The organism is Tsukamurella sputi (assembly GCF_007858445.1).
GTDB lineage: Bacteria > Actinomycetota > Actinomycetes > Mycobacteriales > Mycobacteriaceae > Tsukamurella > Tsukamurella sputi.
Genome location: NZ_VIGV01000001.1, coordinates 709004 through 728732 on the forward strand (window position 1 = coordinate 709004; position 19729 = coordinate 728732).

Sequence of the window (19729 nt, forward strand, 5' to 3'; positions counted from 1 at the left end):
TCACGGGGGACGGCTCAGGAGTGGACGCGGTCCGTACCGTCGAGTCGGCCCGCGACCTCCTCGGCGGCACGGATCCCCGTAAGGACCGCACCGTTCAGGGTTCCCGCCCACTCGCCGGCGGTTTCGCTCCCCGCCCAGTGGATGCGCTCGAAGGGCTCGGCGAGCGCGGGTCCGTAGCTGGTGGTCGCGAAGGGGCCCACGGACGGGTTCGGGCCTCCCGGCGCGAAGGTCTCGGTGCCCCAGCAGTGATCGATGTAGTCGATGGGGTGCGCGGCCTGTTCGCCGTACAACCGCACCAGTTCATCGAGCACACGACTCCGGCGGTCCTCGGCGTTGAAGCCGTCGTACTTCCGGGGATCGCAGAACGCCATGAGGATGCCCGGCCCGTCCGGTTCGGGCGAGACGTCGAAGGTGATGAAGACGGCGCCGGTGTCGATGATCGCCTCGCCAGACAACTGCTGATCCCGCCAGAAGGGCCTCTCGAAGGCGACGAACGCCTTGCTGAGCGTCCCCATCGGCCAGGTGTGGACGAGCCCCACGGCCCGGTCCGGCAGCGTGGGCCGGAAGTCGATGTCCGCGCGGTGTGCGGGGGTGGTCGTCGAGATCGCGTAGCGTCCACGCACCACACCCCGATCGGTGTGCACCTCGACCTCGTCGCCGGACTGCGTGATGCTCCGGACCGCCGCGTTCAGGACGACGCGATCACCGAGCTTCTCCGCCAGCCGAACGGCGATCCCCTGGAAGCCGCCGACGATCCGATCCTGCTGCTGTCCTCCCTCTACGGAGAGCATGTGCAGAAGCCCGCCCGCTGCCCGCAGATAGCGGAGGGCGTGCAGGAGCGAGACATCGCTCGTCCCAGATCCCCACTGCACCTTCGCAACGACGGCCATGAGCTCGCGCGTGCTGATCACGGCCCCGTTCTCATCGAGCCATTCCCCGAACGAGATCGCGTCGAGCTCCGCTGCGCCGGGTGACGACCACGCCGCCTCGACATCGATCGTCGCGAGGAGTTCTTCGAGACGTCCTTGAATGCGGAACAGGTCGTCGACATCGACCGGGCCGCCGACCGGAAGCGCCCCCTGGTAGGTCTGCCGCCGACCCGCCATCCACAGCAGATTGTCGCCCTTGTCGTACTGCGGCGTGGTCGTACAGCCCAGCTCGCCGACGAGCGAGTGAACCGCGGTGTGGCGGTCGGCGACCCACGTCGCCCCGAGGTCCACGGTGACGCCGGCGACCTCACCCGAGTACGCCCGGCCTCCGACCCTGTCCCTGCCCTCCAGGACGAGAACGGTCGCGCCTCGCTCCACGAGCCGGTCCGCCGCGGTCAGACCCGCGAAGCCCGCCCCGATGACGACGACGTCCACTGCCGATCCGTCGATGTCCCTCTGTCCCATGGTGCCCGCCCTTCCGTACTGCCTGTCATGTCAGTTCTGCTCCGTGCGTCCGTTCGGAGCAGATGCAGCCAGGATGGCGGCGGATACATTTCGTAAGCCACCGCAATTCTGAGCGCCTTGTCGGCACACTCGGTGCGAATCGCACAGGACCACGTGGCAGGGGGCTGCGGGAGTCACCCGGCGGTGACGGCGAGATCTCCGTTCAGACCGGCGTCCGTTCCGCTCGTTCCCGCACCGCGCGATTCCAGGGCGTCGAACCGTCGGAGAGCCGGCAGCGCGAGGGCAGTCGCCCCGGCGAGGGCCAGGAAGGCGATCGCCGGATGACCGACGAGCAAGCTGATCACCGTGGCGACGATGACTCCGCCCAGATTGCCCGCCATCCAGATCAACCCGGCCGCCGTGCTCTCCGCATCTACGGCGTGACGCTCGCTCAGCGACAGCACGATGGGGAGAGCCGGAAGGAGCACGAAGCCCACTCCGATGAGCGTCACGTAGGCCATTGCCGTGCTCGGCACCAGGGCGAGATGGAGGCACGCACCGGCGGTGATCACGATGCCGACCGCCATCACCTTCACCTCGCTGCGGTGGCGTTCGGCCCAGACCGGCACGATGGCGCTGCCGACAACGCCTGCGATCATCGTGAACGAGAGGATGAGACCTGCGCTGGACTCGGAGATTCCGGCGGGTTCCAGCAACGGCTGGACGTAGGTCGCGAGCGCCAGGAACGTCCCCATCGGGATGGCGACGACAGCGCACAGCCGACGCAGGTAGCGGTTGCGCAACGCCGACCGGAAGGCCCTGAGGCCGCCGGTCGAGGGCACCGCCTCGTCGCCACCCAGGGGCTTGAAGAAGTGGACTGCCAGGACGAGTGCGCCGGCCGCGTCCATCGCGATCAGAGCGGAGACGAGGGTGATGGTGTGGACGTGGGTCACGCCGGGTAGGAACGCCCCCAGCAGGTATCCGACGACCATTCCCAGGAAGGTGGCCGCCGAAGCGAGGGCGATCCCCGTCGTCCGATCCTTGGCAGCGAGGTAGGCCACGGCGAGCCTGGGAATGGCATTGAGGATGAAGGGCTGCCCGACCGCCGCGATGACCTGCCCGACCATGGTCCACGTGTAGTCGTCGGCGACCAGCCGGACGAACGCGCCTGCCGCGGTGAGCATCGCGCCGAGCACCAGCGCCCGCCGGAACCAGCGGTCGAGCGCGAGTCCGGCGGGGATCGCGAGGAGGAAGAAGACGAGCGGGAAGACCTGGGACAGCCAGCCCACCGACGCCACCGACACGCCGAAGTGGCGCGCGGCGTCGTTCGTCACCGGAGCGTAGTTCACGACGAGCACCTGGGTCGCGGCTACGAGGAGCCCGAACGCGATGATGACGAGCCAGCGACTCTTCTGCGGAACGGCCGTCGGCCGCGCCCCGGCCCTTGCCTGCGCGGCACGCACCCGCCGCCCGGGTGGGGTCGCTCCGGGCATTCGGACCGGCGTGGAGCCCGACGGCTGCTGCGCTGTCGACACGTTCATGCGACGACCACCTTCAGCTCGCGTGCCGCCTGTTCCGCCGAGCTGTGGGCGTGCAGGGCCTTGTAGGAGAGGTAGTAGATCGCTCCCTGTGCGCCCCAGACCGTCAATGCCGCGGTGTAGAAGTACGTGCGGTTCGCGTCGTCGAAGGAGAAGGGGAAGAAGTCGTAGGTCAGGGCGATCCCCGTCGCCGCAGCAGTGACCAGCGCGGCCGCAATCGCCAGCCCGCGAGCACCGGCTTCCCACAGCCGCTTGGCGAAGTACGTGAGGAACGCGGTCGTGAGCAGGTTCATCACGAGGTAGAACGTCGCGACACCGACGTGGAGCTCGTCGTCGTGGAAGTGCCGGAGGAAGAACGCGGCGATGATCGTGATGCCGAACGCGGCGATCTCGACCCGCGTGGAAGGCCGGTAGCGATGCGTGACCGCCATGAGCCCCATCACGAGGATCACGGTGAAACCGAACGACCGCGAGAACGCGTCGAGGAAGAACGAGATCTGGAGGGGAGTCCCGCCGGTGCCGCCGAGCAACGACCCGACCAGGAAGTTCGTGGCCGATACTCCGACGACGAGTGATTCGATGCCGATCAGGTAGTTGTCGTACTTGCGGATGAACTTCCAGCCGATGACGAAGCCGACGACGATCAACCAGACGTCCGACGCGAGGAATATGTAGTCCTTCACTGTAGGGACTCCTTTCGTGTTTCCCGGACCACACTGTCGTCTTACCGTGACCACAATCACAGCAACAGTTCGCACCGAATTTCCATCCGATTCGGTGCGAAGCGCCGCAGCTGCCCACGTCGCACAAGGAGCCCGACTCGTCATCGACAGTCGCACGTGACCTGTTCCGCCGGAATCGAATCCGACATAGCGGGCCTTTGAGACCGTTCGACACACGAACGGCCGGGATGCAGAGCGCATCCCGGCCGCAACGATCTCCGCCGCCCCAGCCTCTCTACCTACAGCCCGAGGTGATCCGCCAGCTCCCGGTAGTCGACCTGCCACAGCCCCGGCGAGCCTGTCGGGTACTGCGAGCGGAAGCCGAGGATCCGCTGCACCCGCTCGGGCAAGGTCGTGACCACCTCGCGGTCGACGAGGAAGGGGTAGGCCTCCTCCCCCGTCAGGAAGCCGGGGTTGAAGGCGAAGGACACCGCGCGGCGGTACTCGTCCGTCGTGACGTTCGCGCCGCCGCTGTGCACAGTCCTCCCGCTGATGAACAGCGCGTCGCCGGCGTTCATGATCGCGGGGATCGTCTGCTCCGGGGAGCCGTAGTCCGTGAAGTCGGGCCACCGGTTGCTGCCCGGTATCACGCGGGTCGCCCCGTTCTCCTCGGTGAAATCGGTGAGTGCGATGAGGAAGTTGAGCGTCACCTCCGGGCCGGCCGGGCCCATCGCTACGAACGGGTACCAGTTGCCGAGGTCGCGATGCAGCCGCTGCGGCGCATTGCCGGGGCCGATCTCGATGACCTGGGCTGTGGTCATCCAGTAGGTGCCCGATTCCTCGAGGAACGTGGCATCGCACAGTGCGTGGACGAGATCGTGATCGATGATCTCCTCGCGGAAGACGGGGCTGTGGGTCACCAGGTTGGTCAGGCGCTTGGTGTTGGCGCCGTGGAACTCCTGCACGGCGGCGAGTTCGTGTGTGCTGCCGGCGGCCAGGGCCTGCAGCGGCGCCTCGATCTCGGCGTTGAACCGCGCGACCTGATCCGCGGTGAGGAGCCCCTCGATGATGACGCCGCCGTCACGCGCGACGATCTCCAGGATCTCGGCGACAGGGGTGGTGCGGGCGACCCGCTCAAGAGTCGCATCGACTGATGTCATGGTGTTCGTTCCTTCTCCGCCGGAAGGGTGAGTGCGACGGGGCCGCTCGGCGGACGCGACCCCGTGGCGAGTGTCATGCAGGGTTCGGAGCGGGTGCGGGCGTGCGGGTGGGTGCGGTACCGGATCGGAGGACCTGGTCGTGTGCGACCTCCTCGAGCGAGCGGTTGGCGGTCCTGGGGCCGAAGGCGACGACCACGAGCGCGGACACGATGTAGGCGGCCGCGGCGACGATGTAGACGCCCGCCCGGTCCCACCCGAAGAAGCCCTTCGGCGACGGGTAATACAGTGCCGTGTAGAGGATTCCGGTGACCATCGCCCCGAGGCGACCGATCCCGAAGATGATGCCGGACCCGAAGCCGCGGGCCTGCGTGGGGACGACCTCGGGGATGTATGCGTAGTATGTCGAGAACACCACGCCGGTGAGGATGAAGGCGACCGTCGCGCCGACGTTGTAGACCGTGATCCCGCCGAACGCCATGCAGAGGATCGCGGCCGCACCCGACAGCGATCCGAGGAGGATCACCGTCTTCCGCTCGAACCGGCCGATCAGGACGAACGTGAGCACCGGCGTGATCACGTAGAGGCAGGACCAGATCAGATACGACATGTACGAGCTGTCGAGGGCGGCGGCCTCGTCCCGCCCCTCGGCGAGATGCATCGCGTAGAGGATGTCGACCACGAAGTTCTGATGCATATAGAGCCCCAGAGTCGCACCGAACCAACCGAATCCGACCACCGCGATGATCTTCAGCAGACCCCTGTCCGCCATCAGGCGGCGGAAGCTCATCTTCTCCTCGTGCACCTCGTCCGGCACCACGACCGGCGCCAGGGACTTTCCGCCCGCGAGCGCCTGTGCCTCCAGGCGTGCCACCACGCGCTCGGCCTCGTCGGTCCGGCCGTTCGCGATCAACCACCGCGGGGACTCGGGCATCAGCAGGCGCACCGCCGGTACCACCAGCAGGCCGGCCGCGCCGACCAGCGCCAGGATCCGCCACGCGCCGGGCGGGTTGTTGGGGAGGATGAACGCCGCCAAGCCCGCGAGGAACGGCGCGGTGGCCGTGAACGAGATGGTCGACACCGCGACGAAGCGCCCCCGTCGAGCGGCCGGGAAGAGCTCAGCCATGTAGGTCACCAGCACCGAGGTCACCGCTTGCACACCGATGCCCGTGATGAACCGTGACACGAGGAGTGTTTCGTAGTGCGGCAGCGCCGCCGTCATCAGTGACGCGCACGAGTAGAGAACGGTTCCCCAGATGAGAACCGGTCGCCGGCCGAAGCGGTCGGCGAGGCGGCCACCGACGATGGCGCCCACGATCATGCCCGCGTAGAAGATCGAGAGCACGTTGCCCACCGCCTCCGGCGCGACCCCCGTCTGCGGATCGCGTGGCAACTCGGTGGCGAGGGGGATGTTGAGGCCGTTGTCGTAGTACTCGATCATCATGTTGATCGCGATGAGCACGATCCACACGATGTGCGAACGGACGACGGGGAGACGGTCCATACGGGCCAGGATCTCGCGACCGCGGCCGGTCTCGGACGGGGTCACTGCAAGGGAATCGGGCATGACTGACTCACTTCGGAGGAGTGATTAGGGGCGGCCGGCGTCGACGACGCGAGCCGTGAGGCGTGGAGACGAGGCCGCAGCGGCGGCGCAAGGGAAGAGCGGTGGTGGATCAGCCCGCGGTGATGTGTGCGACGGCGCGGATCTCCACGAGCAGCTCGGGCCGGGCGAGCTCGGTGACGCCGACGGCGCTCCAGCACGGGTAGGGCTCACGGATGAATTCATCCTTGACCGCCGAGAATACGGCGGAATCGCGCGCCAGGGCGGTATGGAAGGTCAGGAGTTCGACGATGTCGCCCATCGACGCCCCCGCCGCCTCGAGCGCGGCCTTGACCCCTTCGAAGGCGAAGCGCGCCTGCGCCTCGATCCCCTCCGCCGGCAGGCTCGTCTCCGGATCGATCCCGACCTGGCCCGAGACCCAGACCAGATCGCCCACGCGGGTCGCGGTGGCGAAGTGCATCGCGTCGTAGTAGCGCTGCGCGCGGTCGCCGGGGTTGTGGATCTGACGTGTCGTCATGGTGGTGTGGTCCTCTTTCGTCGGGTGCCGTCAGGCGATCTGCTGGAAGATCGGCGACCGGAAGGGATCGCCCTGGTTCAACTTCGCCATCTCGTCACGGAAGAGGAAGCCGTTGCGCGCGTACACCGGATTCGTCCGGGGCAGCTCACGGAAAGTCGAGTCGTCACCGAAGAAGCGCAACACCAGCGTGTGCCGATCCGGCGTCTGCTCGTCGACGTGCGCCCCGCCGTGGATCGACCTGGGGTGCAAGAAGACCACGTCGCCGGGATTGATCTCGTAGGAGACCAGATCCCAGGCGTTCGGATCCTCCTCCATGTCCTTGTCGATGTGCGGCAGCCGCGGCAGGATCCCGTCATCGTGCAGCGGCTCCGTCGGATCGTCCGGGTTGCGGAAGGTCGACCCGTCGTACTCGATGCCGTTCCAACTCCCCCGCACCACCTGCAACGAGTTCGCCGCCGGAATGTGCTCGAACGAGATCCACGCATTGCCCCAATGCGCACCCGCCCACGGCAGATTCGCCGTGTCCTGATGGAACGGCCCCCGGCCGCTCTTGCCACCCTCCTTCACGAAGATCTCCTCCGCGAAGTACCACACGTGCTCCGAACCCCACAGCTGCTGGAAGGTCTCCGCGAACGGGATCTTCTGCACGAGCGCATCGAGTTTCGGCTTCGCGTTCGGGTTGGCGTTGTCGATGTGCGTCGCGAGCGACGTGCCCTCGAGGGCCCGGAAGATGTTCGGCCCCGGGTTGGCCATGTTCCAGTCGAGAGCCTCACGGCACGCCGCCAGCTGCTCCTCGTCGAGGTAGTTGCGGATCACCGTGATTCCGTCCTCGCGGAACTGGCGAATGGTTTCCTGATCGATCATCGAGTCCTCTCCTTCACTGCGCTTCGGTGTGATGCAGGACACGCTAGCGGTCCGGCTTCTTTTGCGCAACAGTTGTTATGAAAAATAGAAAAAGCATGCTGAACTGCATGGCAACGATTCGTATGCACGGCGGTGCGGACAGCACCGACCGCACGCCCCAGCGTGGATCACTCAGGGGCGGTCGCTCGAGACGGGAAGCGGACGCCTACTCGGCGTCGACGGGGCGCAACAGGGTGTCGACGGCATCGAGCAGCTGCTCGACCTTCGCGGGCGTGAACCGGTCCGGCTCGATCGGGGCCAGCATCGCCCAGCCATCACCCATCGCCGTGACATTGTCCGCCAGAACATCAGCGGGGACGTCGTCGCGAATCGTGCCGTGCCCCTGGCCCTCGCGGATCATGTCCGCAAGATCCGCCCGGAACTTTCCGTACCGCTCCTGGACGATCGACGCGATTGCCGGCTCCTGCCACGCAGAAGTCACCAATTGACTCATCACGGGCCACTGTTCGCGGTTCGTCACCGTCAGTTCCAGCCAGCGCTCGAGCATCGCGCGCACTCCCGCGCGCTCCGTGCCCGGGTCGAGCAGAGTCGCGTACGAGTCGAATCGACGCTCGGCGATCGCGACCATCAGCTCGGTCTTGTTCTTGAAGTAGTAGGTCACCGCACCGGTGGTGCAGCCTGCAGCCTCGGCGACCTTCCGCAAGGAACAGGCACCGTAGCCGTCGCTGGCGATGATGGACGTCGCGGCGCGCAGCAACTCGGCCCGCCGCTCGGCGCGATCCCCCGGCGGGCGACCCCGTCGAGGGGTCGACTTGCGACCGCCGGAACCACCATCCACCACGACCGCCACGATACAGCCCCGTAGGGATCGACCCGGCCGTCAGGCGATCTGCTGGAAGATCGGCGACCGGAAGGGATCGCCCTGGTTGAGCTTCGCCATCTCCTCCTTGAACAGAGACCCGTTGCGGACGTACTTCGGATTGGTCCGAGGAAGCTCGCGGAAGGTGGAGTCGTCTCCGAAGAACCTCAGCACCAGTGTGTGCCGGTCCGGCGTCTGCTCGTCGACGTGCGCACCGCCGTGGATCGACCTGGGGTGCAAGAAGACCACGTCGCCGGGATTGATCTCGTAGGAGACCAGATCCCATGCGTTCGGATCCTCCTCCAGATCCTTGTCGATGTGCGGCAACCGCGGCAGGATCCCGTCGTCGTGCAGCGGGTCCGTGGGATCGTCGGCGTCCTCGAAGCTGGCACCGTCGTACTCGATGCCGTTCCAGCTCCCCCGCACCACCTGCAGCGAGTTCGCCGCCGGAATGTGCTCGAACGAGATCCACGCGTTGCCCCAATGCGCCCCCGCCCAGGGCAGGTTCGCCGTGTCCTGATGAAACGGGCCCCGGCCGCTCTTCCCGCCCTCCTTCACGAAAATCTCCTCCGCGAAGTACCACACATGCTCCGAACCCCACAGCTGCTGGAAGATCTCCGCGAAGGGCAGTTCCTGCACCAGCGCGTCGAGCTTGGGCTTGGCGTTCGGGTTCGCGTTGTCGATGTGCGTCGACAGGGCGGTCCCCTGGTAGGCGCGCCACAGATACGGGCCGGGATGGGCCATGTTCCAGTCGAGCGCCTCACGGCACGCCGCCAGCTGAGCCTCATCGAGGCAGTTGCGGATCACCGTGATCCCGTCCTCGCGGAACTGCCGGATCGCTTCCTGATCGACCATCGGGCACTCCTTCATTCGTTCTCGGTCGGTGTGACACACAGCACGTTAGCGCCCTCCAATGATTTACACAACAGTTGTTATGAATATTCATCGCACGGTGCACCCTGCACCACCCTCACCGTTCGAGACGCTGAGAACTGTTGTGGAACGACACCAACCGTCCACGGGAGAGTGATGCACGTCATAACGATCCCGACCGCGAGGTATTGACCATGCTCGAGCGCAACCATTCCCACGAAGTCACCGTGATCGGCTGCGGACTGATGGGCGCCGCCCTCGCCCGCAACTTCGCCGCGCGCGGCTTCCGCACCACGGCGTGGAACCGCACCCCCGAGAAGTCCGAGGCACTCGCCGCGCACGGCGTCGACCCGGTGGCGATCGCGAGTGATGCGGTGGCGGCGGCGCCCCTGGTCGTGTTGTGCACGTCGACCTACGCCACCACACGAGACGCGCTCGCCGGCGTCACCGACCTCACCGGCACGACCCTGGTGAACCTCGGCACCGCGGCGCCGTCGGAGGCGGAGGAGTTCGAAGCCTGGGCCGCGGAGCGCGGGGGCGCATACCTCGACGGTGCGATCCTCTGCCACCCCGAGCACATCGGCACGGCCGAGGGCATGGTCCTGTTCTCGGGATCGCCGGACGCCTGGAAGGCGCACGAGGCGACGCTCACGACGACCGGCGCCTTCTCCGTATTGGTCGCGGAGAAGGTCAGGGGCGCGAGCGTCCTCGACGCGGCCGTGACCGGCGCGTTCTACACCTCCGCGCTGACCGCCTACATCGAGGGCGCGACCTACGCCCTGCTGGAGGGCGTGGACCCCGAGATGTTCGGCGCGGTCAGCGGGATCATGACGCAGGTGCTCGCGGACACCTCGAAGCACGTCGTCGAGGCGATCACCACCGGGAACTACGAGACCGACTCCGCGTACCTCAGCGTGTACGCCGAGGGCTGCCGCGCCGGAGTGCAGCTCATGCAGAGCGAGGGCTACAAGGCGAGCATGCTCGCGACCGCAGTCGAGAACATGAACGAGGCCGAGGAGGCCGGCCTCGGCCAGCTGAGCCTCTTCGCCCTGAGCACGCTCGCGCGGCCGCGCGCCACGGCCTGACCGCGCCGAACACCCTGGTGCACCTTGCACCGCGCTCCGCACAAAAACGCCACGACATGCCGATGGCATCCCCCGGCGCGGGTCGTCACAGTGGAGAGAGCAGCCGCCTGGGCACCGGGAAGACCCGAACACATTCGGTCAGAGACTCTTTCGCCTACAAGGCCAACAGACCGTCACACCCACCACTCGAGGGAGATCAAGACAGCATGAAGACCGATGGCACCAAGTACCTCAACTTCACCGGCTGGTACGACCGGCCGGACGACCTGCAGCCCGCCGTGGACGGCGACCTCACCTGCGACATCGCCGTGATCGGCGGCGGCATGGGCGGCATGGCGACGGCCCTGCGCCTCGCCGAGCGCGGTAAGGACGACGTGGTCCTCCTGGAGGCCGAGTTCTGCGGCTTCGGCTCGGCCTCGCGCAACGGCGGCCAGATCGCCGGCGCCCCGGGCGGCGACCTGCGGATGCTCGCCCTGACCGACCCGGGCAAGCTCAAGGTCATGGTGAAGCTCGCGGAGAACGCCGGCGAATACATGGAAGACCTCATGAAGACGCACGAGATCGAGTGCGACTACGAGGCGAACGGACTGGTCTGGGGCGCCGTGTCCCCGATGATGATGCTCCGGGTGCGCACCCAGGCGGCCATCCTGCGCGCCTGCGGCGGGCAGGGCACCCTCGGCACCAGTGAGGAGCTCGGGCTCCCCGCCGGATTCGTCGGCGGCATGCGGGAGAACGTGGGCGGGGCACTGAACCCCGGCAAGCTCGCCCGGGGCGTGCGCCGCGCCGTCCTCGACTCCACGGTGAAGGTCTACGAGCAGTCGCCGGTGACCGACGTACGCCAGACGGGCGGCATCGTCGAGCTGACCACCCCGCGCGGCACCGTGCGGGCGAACAAGGTAGTGCTCGCGACCAACGCCTACTCGGGCGAGTGGGACATCACGCCGAAGAACCTCTCAGTGCCGATGTACGTCGTCGAGGCCGAGACCGAGCCCATCGCGCCGGAGCGGCTCGCCGAGCTCGACTGGACCAGCCGGTCCGGGATCATCACCCAGCATCAGCTGATGACCCACTACCGGCTCACCGCGCGCAACACGATCGTGTGCGGGGTCCGCCGGGTGGAGCGCGGCCTGAGCTACCCGCTCCCGGAACGGGTCCCGTCGCCGAGCCTGATCAAGGACATGGCGAAAGACCTCTCCGACCGGTTCCCGACGCTGTCCGACGTCTCCATCGCGCAGGCCTGGGGCGGATGGATCGGCTTCACCTCGGACTGGCTGTCGGTCGCCGGGCAGGTGGGCGACAACGTCTACTACGCGATGTCCTGCAACGGCCACGGCCTCTGTCAGGTGCCCTACGTGCACAAGCTGATCGCCGACTACATCGTCGATGATCAGATGCACGAGGACCTGGCGGGCATCTGGTCGAGTGCCCCGAAGTACCCGGGGACGATGGCGCTCGTACTGCAGGAGCCCGTCATCGCGCTCGCCTGGGCCGCGGACCGGATCGGCGACTACTTCAGCGGCAGCAAGTCGCTGGCGCGGCGGAAGCTGCGCCGTCGTAGCCGGCGCGCGATCAGCTGAGCGCACCGTGACGAACGGGGCGGGGACCAGTGGTCCCCGCCCCGTTCTCGTCGTGGCGCCCAGATCCTCCGAGGCCACAGCGCGATTCAGTCCTTCGGCGCCAGACCCGCCGCGCTGAGCACCTGGTAGCCGCGCGCCGGGTCGAGTCCGTGGATCTCCTTCGTGTCCAGGGCATCCATGAAGTCGAGGATGTCGAGGCTGACCTCCTGGCCCGGGACGAGGATCGGGAACCCCGGCGGGTACGGGGTCACGAAGCTCGCCGAGACCACCGCATCGCCGGCGTCGAGCCGGGCACGGAGCTCGGCGGCGGAGAGGTACTCGATCATGTCCTCGTCGTACGCGAGGAAGTACGCGCGGCGCATGTCACCGTCGGGCAGCTCCCCCGCACCGGACGCCCGGAAAGCGTCGTGGAACCGCGAGAAGTCGGGCAGCGGCGGGTGCTCCTCCTGCAGGCTGCGGACCCGCTCGGTGAACGCGGCGAGCTCCCGCTCGTCGCGCCGGGCGTTCCCCGCCTCGATCTCCTCCGCGATCCCCACGAGCGCGCGCACCAGGTGCGCGACCGCGGTGCGCGTGGTGCCGATGTTGGTCATCGCGAGCACGGTGTTCCGCGTGGTTTTGTTGACCTGGATCCCCCAGCGGTCCATCAGCTGCCCGTGGCGGAAGGTGTCGCCGTCGATGCCGGTGCCGCCGATCTCGATCGTGACCCGGCACGGATCCAGCACGAACTCGTCGGTGCGCCAGGCGCGGTCCATCGCGAGCGGCCCGGCGTGCAACATTCCGTCGGCGCCCGACGCCCGGTACTGCTCGGGGATCAGATCCTCGGCCTCGAGCACCCGGAAGTACTTCTGCAGCAGGGGATGCCCTGCCACCGTGTCCCGCAGGGTCATCGCCAGCTCGATCTGCCGTTGCACGCGCTCATAGCCCTCGAGCTCCACCTGCCGCCGCCCCATGTCCAGCGAGGCGAGGATCTGGTAGTTCGGGGAGGTGGAGGTGTGCGTCATGTACGCCTCGCCGAAGGCTGCGGCGGACGAACGGAAGTCCTCGTCATGGACGTGGATCATCGAACCCTGCCGCAGCGAGGTCAGGGTCTTGTGGGTGGACTGCGTCGCATACACGCGGATCCGCACTGCGTCCGGATCGGGCAGGAGGGATTCGCCGGCGAGCTCGTCCGCGGACACCCCCTCCAGCTCCGCGACCCGCCGCTCGTACTCGGCCCGGTACTCGGGCGTGCGGAACCGTGCCGCGAGCGAGGCGGCGGCAGCCATCGCGGTGCGGCGGCGGTAGATCGGGTGGAACCGGGCGAACCCGAACCACGCCTCGTCCCAGAGGAAGACGAGGTCGGGCTTGATCGCCAGGCACTCGGTCATGACCCGCTCGACGTCGTAGACGACGCCGTCGAAGGTGCAGTTGGTGAGCGAGATCATCGTTACCTCGTCGAGCCGTCCCGCATCGCGGTACTGCAGGAGCACGCGCTTGATGTCGGGGATCGGGATCGCCCCGTACATGGAGAACTCGTCGAGCGAGTAGCTGTCCAGATAGGCCACGCGCGAGCCCGCGAGAACCTGCGCGTAGTGGTGCGACTTGTGGCAGTTGCGGTCCACCAGCACCACGTCGTCGGGGCGCAGCAGCGCCTGCTCGACGATCTTGTTGGCGGTGGAGGTCCCGTTCGTCACGAAATAGGTGCGCTCGGCTCCGAAGGCACGCGCCGCGAGGTCCTGCGCCTCCCGAATCGGGCCGTGCGGCTCGAGCAAGGAGTCGAGTCCGCCCGCCGTCGACGAGGTCTCCGCGAGGAAGATGTTGAGCCCGTAGAAGTCCGCCATCTCGCCGATCCACTGCGACCCGACCACGGAGTGCCCCCGCGAGATGGGCATCGCGTGGAAGACGCCGGTGGGCTTGCGGGCGTACTCGGTGAGCGCATGGAAGAACGGCGCCCGGTAGCGCTTCGAGACTCCGCGCAGGATCGTCAGGTGCAGGTCGAGCACGTCCTCCTGCGCGAGCAACACGCCGTCGAAGACGGTCCCGACGCTCGCGGCGAGCATCTCCACGGCAGCACTCTCCAGCAGATAGAGGTCCAGCTCGGGGCGCAGGTCGCGCAAAGCGGTGGCGACGGCCGTGACGCGGTCCGCCGTACCTACCGCGTCCAGTTCGTCCAGCTCGACGCTCGCCTCGAGCGCGTCCGCGACCACGGTGTCCCCGACGGGCACACTGAGGAAGTCCGATCGCATGACCACGGCCTGGATCTGCGGGTTGACCAGCGCGGCGATCACGGCGTCGGTCGCACTGTGCACCACGACGGGCTCGTATCGGAACGGATCCTCGGGGCGCCGGGCCGTCGGCAACTGCGTGCGGATGAACTCCTCGTCACCGGGGGACGTCGCGGCGAGCACAAGTACGTCGAACCGCGGCCGGCCGTCGACCAGCCGCTCGTCCGACGGGTCGCCGTCGGTGAGGCGACGACTGATCCGATCGGTGATCTCCGCCAGTTCCTTCGCCTCCGTCGGCTCGGCGACCAGAGTGTGCACTCGCGCCACGGCCTCGGGTCCCGGGTAGCTGAAGTACCGCTCGTAGGCGTCCGTGGACGCGAGCTGCTCGACGAGCGCGCGGTGCAGTTCCTCCGCCGCCGGACCCGACGGGGCCGCTGCGCGCCGCCGAGCCAAGTCCGCGATGCGCCACCAGGTGTCCGCGCGGAGCTGGACCACGCCGTTGTAGGAAGCGATCTTCTCGATGTCGTGGGGCATGACGTGCTCTCCGATCACGATCGGCGGCGCGGTTCGGTCGATCCACCCGGCGCGCGCGGGACTCGCCGCTCGACGTCGCCGCACACCCCGCCACCATCCTGCTCGTTCCGGCCGGTCGGACGACACACCAAACACCATCGTCTTCGGCCGGCCGGGGGTGGGATTCGCACACACCAGCCCCCAGGCGGCGCCAAGCCGCCCTCGGACATCCGCTACCTGGGGCGGAGGTGCGATTCGCACCCCATCGGAGCGCAAGTCGATGCGACGTGATCATGGTCACCGCCCGAAACCGTCGTAATGATGAGACCTACGCCACATCGGTCACGAGAGAGAAGGAAACGCCATGACCGCAGTCAATGCCACCCTCCAACGAGTAGCCAACACCACCCCCGTCGCCGAGATCCGCGAGATCGTCGCCCGCGACGGCGGCGTCATCATCGAGGGCCTCCTCACCGCCGACCAGATCACCCGATTCAACGCCGACATCGAGGCCCCGCTGCAGGCCCTGCACCCCGGCAGCACCCACGAACTCGAAATCGTCCAAGAGTTCCACGGCGCCAACACCAAGCGCCTGACCAACCTCGTCACCCACAGCCCCGTCTTCCGCGAAGAGATCATCGACCACGACCTGGTCCACGCCCTCTGCGACGCCACCTTCCTCGAAGAGTCCGGCACCTACTGGATGACCACCGCCCAGGTCATCGAGATCGGCCCCGGCAACCGCCCCCAGATGCTCCACCGCGACCTCGAAAACTGGTACCCCTTCGTCGGCATGGGCCCCGCCGGCCCCGAAATCACCCTCAACTTCCTCATCGCACTCACCGACTTCACCGAGGACAACGGCGCCACCCGCGTCATCCCCGGCAGCCACCAATGGCCCGACTACAACGACCGCGGCACCCCCGAACAGACCATCCCCGCCATCATGAACGCCGGCGACGCCCTCTTCTTCAGCGGCAAAACCGCCCACGGCGGCGGCGCCAACATCACCACCGACGAATACCGCCGCGCCGTCTCCTTCGCCTTCAACCCCGGATTCCTCGTCGGCGAAGAGGCCTACCCCTTCCTCGTTGACCGCGACATCGTCAAGACCCTCCCCGAACGCGTCCAGCGCATCCTCGGCTTCCGCTCCCAGTACCCCCTCGGCTCCCCCGGCCTCTGGCAAGTCGACTACAGCGAACTCGGCGACTACCTGGGCCTGTAACAGACCCGACGATGCCGGGCACCACGCCCGGCGCCCGATGCCTCCGACCGATTGCGCGTCGGGGGCATCTCGGCGTTTCTTCCCCGCGACCGGCGCGCCACGCGCCAGACTCGGAGCATGACGGCGCAAGACCTGTGGCCGGTGGCGTCCGAGCCGGTGCGAGAACTGATCCGGGCGCTGGCGGAATCGATGCTGACCCGAACGGACGAGGTCATCGACGACCTGACGACAGCATCCCTGGTGGACCCGCGGTATCGGGAGATCGCCGAGGATCCCGCCCTCGCGGAGGCCGACGCGCGGGTCGTGACCACGCGGCTGCGCGTCTGGCTCACGTCCAACATCGCCGATCCCGGAGCGCGGGTCGTCCCCGGCGCCGGTGACGAGATCCGTACCTACGCCCGCGATGTCGTGCTGCGCGGGCTGACCACCGACGACACGCAGAGTTGGCGCGCCGCCCAGCGCGTCGCGTGGAAGTGGTGGCTGTCGGGATGCTTCGCCATCACCAGCGACCCGGAACAGTTGCAGGAACTCATCGAGATCTCCGGGAACTCGCTCACCGCGTACGTCGACGATTCGATCACGGAGTTGGCCGACCATGTGCAGCAGATCCGGGAGGAACTCGCGGGCGGCTCCCAGCTGCAGCGCTACGCCACCGTCGAACTGCTGCTACAGGGTGCCGACATCCCGACCTCCCGCGCCGAGGCCCAACTCGGGTACGCGCTCATGGGACCGCACATCGGCGCGGTCGTGTGGGTGGACTCCGAGAAGGACGTCGGCGCGCTCGAACGAGCGAGCGAGCAGGTGATGCGGGCCTGCGAGGCCCGCACCCGGCTCACCGTCGTGGCCGGGACCACCGCGCTCTGGCTGTGGATCCCGGCGAAGCACGCCCCCACTGTCGATGCCCTCGTCGAGCGCCTGGGACGCCGACGGGGCGTGCGCGTCGCGCTCGGCAGGCCCTCCGCCGGCGTCGCAGGCTTCCGGGCGACGCATATGGATGCCGTTGCCGCGCAACGGCTTCTCGCCCGGCTCGATTCGCCGCTCCCCTGCGTTCGGTACGAGGACGTCCACCTCGTCGACCTGTTCTCGGCCGACGTCGCCGCGGCGGACCGGTTCGCGGCCGATATCCTCGGCGACCTGAAGGACGCGAGCCCGGACCTGCACCGGACCGTGTTGACCTATGTCGACGAGGGCCTCAACCGGACGAGCACCGCCGAACGGCTCTACACCCACCGCAACACCATCGACCGGCGCCTCGCCCGCATCGACGAGCTGCTCCCCGCCCCCCTGGTGGGAAATCTGATCGAGGTGGCCACCGCCCTGCGGTTGCTCCGCGTCCGCGAGGGCCGCTGAGCAACCGGGCGAAGGCCTACTCCTGCCGCCCGGCCCCCGGGCGCAGCTTCCCGACGATAGGCCCGAGGGCCAGAGCACCGACGAGCAGGACGATGATGACGGTCGACACGGCATCGTCGTCGCCCGCGAGCAGGTCCAGGTTGAGCAGCATCACCACGAGGATGGCCAGCAGCCCGGCCAGCCCGAGCAACGGCGCGACGAGCCTGCGCAGGACGGAGGTCCCGTGCGCGTTGTTGCGGAAGAAGGCGAGCACAGCCGAGCAGGTGAGCACCAGGAGGATGACGTAGCCGACCGACCCCAGGCCGGAGGTCCAGGTGTAGAGCTGGGTCATCGGGTTCAGGCCCAGGACGATCGCCAGCCCCACGACGCCTGCGACCACGGCCATGACAGCGACCGAGCCGCGGTGGGGCGAGCCGTGCTTCGGGTGCACCACGGCCAGACGGCGCGGCAGCAGATCCCGGGAGGACAGCGACAGGGTGTAGCGCGAGAGGATGTTGTGCCAGGTCAGAGCAGCGGCGAAGGTACTCGTGACGTAGAGGGGCATCACCAGATCGCCGCCGACCTTGCCGAGGTACTGCACGGCGACCGACGACAGTAGCCCCTCCGGGTCGGCCGTTGCGGCCGCGACGATCCTGCTGTCGCCGACGCCGCTGATCACGGCCCACGACGTGAACGCGTAGAACAGGCCCACCACGGTCACGGAGATGATCGTGGCCCGGCGCACCGTGCGCACCGGATCCTTGGCCTCGTCCCGGAAGACGGCCGCCGCCTCGATGCCGATGAAGCTCAGCACCGCGAAGATCAGGGCAACTCCAGGAGCGCCGCTGAAGATCTCCTTGAACGAGACGACACCGCGGGAGAGCCCCTCCGGGCCTCCGCCCTGGAAGACGATCCACGCGTCGAGCACCAGGATCAGCCCCACCTCGGCGACCAACAGGACACCGAGGACCTTCTCCGACACCTCGACATTGCGGTAGCCGAGAAAGGAGATGAGCCCCAATCCGACTGCCGCCCAGAGCCACCACGGGAGCGACGGGCCTCCGTAGGACTGCACCAGCGCGTCGGCGCCCGTGCCGAGGAGCACGTAGAGGCCGATGTAGATGCAGGTGTACGACAGCATCGCCAAGTAGCCCGTCCCAATGCCCGCGAACCGTCCCAGGCCGGCGTGGACGTAGGAGTAGAAGGCCCCCGCCGAACGCACGAACGGCGTCATCGTGGTGAACCCGATGACGAACAGCAGCAGGACCGCCAGCGTCGCCAGGTAGGCCATCGGCAGGCCGGCGCCGTTGCCCAGCGACAGGCCGAGGGCCATGGGCCCGCCCACCACGCACAGGGGCGCGGCGCCGGCGATGATCATCAGCGAGACGGCGGGAACCCCCAACCGGCCGTGCAGGCGCCCGGATTCACCTGCGGGCAACGGATTCTCATCAGTGATCGTACTCATGACTGTTCCTTCTCGGTGCATCCGACGAACGGGCCGTCGAACCGAACTTGCTAACGAACGATTGTTCGCTCGATGTCGGAACGTTATCCCGGTCACACCGGGGTGTCAATGGAAAATGTGACCCGGGCCACCCATCGCGCGGCCGAGACCTGGCGGAGTCAGCGTCGGGAACGCGGCACCGAACCTCTCAGCCGAGCATGCGCCGGACGAACCGCCAGTGCAGATCGGCCAGAGCCTCAGGATCGAGAGGCCCGTCGGGGCGGTACCAGGCGGCCACCCCGTCACACATCGACACGATCGCCCGGGTCGCGACGCCGACCTGGTCCGGCGGCAGCTCCGGGGAGTACGCGGAGACCCGGCGCGCCACCAGGTCGAGGTGGGCGTGCTGACCGGCCAGGATGCGCTCGTAATCCTCGGGCGAGACCACGCGGCCCGCCGAGGCGGTGTTGACGATGACATCGGTGACGCGCGCGAGCAGCTGGTTCTCCAACTGATAGAGGACGTGCTGCCGCACGGACGCCTTCAACTCCTGCTCCGGACTGGAGGCGGGGACCAGCGCCGCAGTCGCCATGAAGTCGGCCAGCACGCGCGAGACCGCCTCGGACAGGATCGCCTCCTTGGACGGGAAGTGGCTGTAGAGCCCGGGCGCCTTGATCCCCACCGCCTCCGCCACCTCGCGCACGGTGCATGCGGCGAAGCCCTGCGTCGCGACGATGGTGACGGCGGCGGCCAGGATCCGCTCGCGCATCACCGACTGATCGAAAACCCTTCCCAGACTGGCGACGTCGGCATCGGACGGCACCGTCGGAACCGCTGTGGCCCGACCCGAGGGGACCCCCTCCGGCGTGGATATCCCTACATCGCGACGCATGGCGCTCACAGTACCCCCGCCCTCGCACGGGGACCGACTCACGCATAACGACC

16 protein-coding genes are annotated in these 19729 nt (G+C 67.9%); 4 read left to right on the forward strand and 12 right to left on the reverse strand.

Annotated elements, in window-relative coordinates; translation table 11 throughout:
- Positions 1-14: 14 nt before the first annotated feature.
- The 9 genes from FK268_RS03445 to FK268_RS03485 all read right to left on the reverse strand — a co-directional run bounded on the left by FK268_RS03445 (position 15) and on the right by FK268_RS03485 (position 9389).
- Positions 15-1394 carry a flavin monoamine oxidase family protein gene (locus tag FK268_RS03445; RefSeq protein WP_146431108.1) on the reverse strand — a complete coding sequence of 460 codons (1380 nt, stop codon included), beginning with the start codon at positions 1392-1394 and terminating at the stop codon, positions 15-17.
- 173 nt (positions 1395-1567) lie between these two features.
- Positions 1568-2914, reverse strand: a complete 1347-nt coding sequence (locus tag FK268_RS03450) for an MFS transporter (protein ID WP_231706893.1) — start codon at positions 2912-2914, stop codon at positions 1568-1570.
- Positions 2911-3594: a transporter gene (locus FK268_RS03455; protein WP_146431110.1), complete on the reverse strand. Its 684-nt coding sequence runs from the start codon at positions 3592-3594 to the stop codon at positions 2911-2913. The genes FK268_RS03450 and FK268_RS03455 overlap by 4 nt, the downstream gene beginning before the upstream one ends.
- Before the next feature lie 278 nt (positions 3595-3872).
- Entirely contained in the window at positions 3873-4733 is an 861-nt protein-coding gene (locus FK268_RS03460) for a phytanoyl-CoA dioxygenase family protein (RefSeq protein ID WP_146431111.1), read from the reverse strand.
- Positions 4734-4806: 73 nt separating this feature from the next.
- A complete protein-coding gene (locus FK268_RS03465; RefSeq protein WP_146431113.1) occupies positions 4807-6297 on the reverse strand; it encodes an MFS transporter in 1491 nt (496 codons plus the stop codon).
- A 109-nt stretch (positions 6298-6406) separates the two neighbouring features.
- Complete coding sequence (locus tag FK268_RS03470) at positions 6407-6811, reverse strand: RidA family protein (RefSeq protein WP_146431115.1); 405 nt, start codon at positions 6809-6811, stop codon at positions 6407-6409.
- A gap of 30 nt (positions 6812-6841) precedes the next feature.
- Entirely contained in the window at positions 6842-7675 is an 834-nt protein-coding gene (locus FK268_RS03475) for a phytanoyl-CoA dioxygenase family protein (protein ID WP_146431117.1), read from the reverse strand.
- Between the two features lie 205 nt (positions 7676-7880).
- On the reverse strand, positions 7881-8525 hold the full coding sequence (locus FK268_RS03480; RefSeq protein ID WP_231706894.1) for a TetR/AcrR family transcriptional regulator: 645 nt from the start codon (positions 8523-8525) through the stop codon (positions 7881-7883).
- Positions 8526-8555: 30 nt separating this feature from the next.
- Complete coding sequence (locus FK268_RS03485; protein ID WP_146431121.1) at positions 8556-9389, reverse strand: phytanoyl-CoA dioxygenase family protein; 834 nt, start codon at positions 9387-9389, stop codon at positions 8556-8558.
- A gap of 212 nt (positions 9390-9601) precedes the next feature.
- Here FK268_RS03485 and FK268_RS03490 point away from each other — a divergent pair, with 212 nt between their 5' ends.
- Entirely contained in the window at positions 9602-10492 is an 891-nt protein-coding gene (locus tag FK268_RS03490; RefSeq protein WP_146431123.1) for an NAD(P)-binding domain-containing protein, read from the forward strand.
- A gap of 206 nt (positions 10493-10698) precedes the next feature.
- Positions 10699-12069, forward strand: a complete 1371-nt coding sequence (locus tag FK268_RS03495; RefSeq protein ID WP_146431125.1) for an NAD(P)/FAD-dependent oxidoreductase — start codon at positions 10699-10701, stop codon at positions 12067-12069.
- A gap of 86 nt (positions 12070-12155) precedes the next feature.
- Here the strand turns inward: FK268_RS03495 and FK268_RS03500 are convergent, their stop codons facing one another.
- A complete protein-coding gene (locus FK268_RS03500) occupies positions 12156-14807 on the reverse strand; it encodes an aminotransferase class I/II-fold pyridoxal phosphate-dependent enzyme (RefSeq protein WP_146431126.1) in 2652 nt (883 codons plus the stop codon).
- Between the two features lie 343 nt (positions 14808-15150).
- On the opposite strand from FK268_RS03500, the gene FK268_RS03505 reads away from it, so the two are divergent.
- Positions 15151-16011: a phytanoyl-CoA dioxygenase family protein gene (locus FK268_RS03505; RefSeq protein ID WP_146431128.1), complete on the forward strand. Its 861-nt coding sequence runs from the start codon at positions 15151-15153 to the stop codon at positions 16009-16011.
- A 117-nt stretch (positions 16012-16128) separates the two neighbouring features.
- On the forward strand, positions 16129-17361 hold the full coding sequence (locus FK268_RS03510; RefSeq protein WP_146431130.1) for a PucR family transcriptional regulator: 1233 nt from the start codon (positions 16129-16131) through the stop codon (positions 17359-17361).
- A 16-nt stretch (positions 17362-17377) separates the two neighbouring features.
- Here the strand turns inward: FK268_RS03510 and FK268_RS03515 are convergent, their stop codons facing one another.
- Positions 17378-18805, reverse strand: a complete 1428-nt coding sequence (locus tag FK268_RS03515) for an APC family permease (RefSeq protein WP_146431131.1) — start codon at positions 18803-18805, stop codon at positions 17378-17380.
- Positions 18806-18992: 187 nt separating this feature from the next.
- The gene (locus tag FK268_RS03520; protein WP_158636030.1) at positions 18993-19553 is read right to left on the reverse strand and encodes a TetR/AcrR family transcriptional regulator; all 561 of its coding nucleotides are present in this window, start codon (positions 19551-19553) and stop codon (positions 18993-18995) included.
- Positions 19554-19729 lie beyond the last annotated feature (176 nt).

Coding starts and splice junctions, on each gene's coding strand:
- FK268_RS03445 (WP_146431108.1), bottom strand. CDS start 1,394: ATGGGACAGAGGGACATCGACGGATCGGCAGTGGACGTCGTCGTCATC.
- FK268_RS03450 (WP_231706893.1), bottom strand. CDS start 2,914: ATGAACGTGTCGACAGCGCAGCAGCCGTCGGGCTCCACGCCGGTCCGA.
- FK268_RS03460 (WP_146431111.1), bottom strand. CDS start 4,733: ATGACATCAGTCGATGCGACTCTTGAGCGGGTCGCCCGCACCACCCCT.
- FK268_RS03465 (WP_146431113.1), bottom strand. CDS start 6,297: ATGCCCGATTCCCTTGCAGTGACCCCGTCCGAGACCGGCCGCGGTCGC.
- FK268_RS03470 (WP_146431115.1), bottom strand. CDS start 6,811: ATGACGACACGTCAGATCCACAACCCCGGCGACCGCGCGCAGCGCTAC.
- FK268_RS03475 (WP_146431117.1), bottom strand. CDS start 7,675: ATGATCGATCAGGAAACCATTCGCCAGTTCCGCGAGGACGGAATCACG.
- FK268_RS03485 (WP_146431121.1), bottom strand. CDS start 9,389: ATGGTCGATCAGGAAGCGATCCGGCAGTTCCGCGAGGACGGGATCACG.
- FK268_RS03490 (WP_146431123.1), top strand. CDS start 9,602: ATGCTCGAGCGCAACCATTCCCACGAAGTCACCGTGATCGGCTGCGGA.
- FK268_RS03495 (WP_146431125.1), top strand. CDS start 10,699: ATGAAGACCGATGGCACCAAGTACCTCAACTTCACCGGCTGGTACGAC.
- FK268_RS03500 (WP_146431126.1), bottom strand. CDS start 14,807: ATGCCCCACGACATCGAGAAGATCGCTTCCTACAACGGCGTGGTCCAG.
- FK268_RS03505 (WP_146431128.1), top strand. CDS start 15,151: ATGACCGCAGTCAATGCCACCCTCCAACGAGTAGCCAACACCACCCCC.
- FK268_RS03510 (WP_146431130.1), top strand. CDS start 16,129: ATGACGGCGCAAGACCTGTGGCCGGTGGCGTCCGAGCCGGTGCGAGAA.
- FK268_RS03515 (WP_146431131.1), bottom strand. CDS start 18,805: ATGAGTACGATCACTGATGAGAATCCGTTGCCCGCAGGTGAATCCGGG.
- FK268_RS03520 (WP_158636030.1), bottom strand. CDS start 19,553: ATGCGCGAGCGGATCCTGGCCGCCGCCGTCACCATCGTCGCGACGCAG.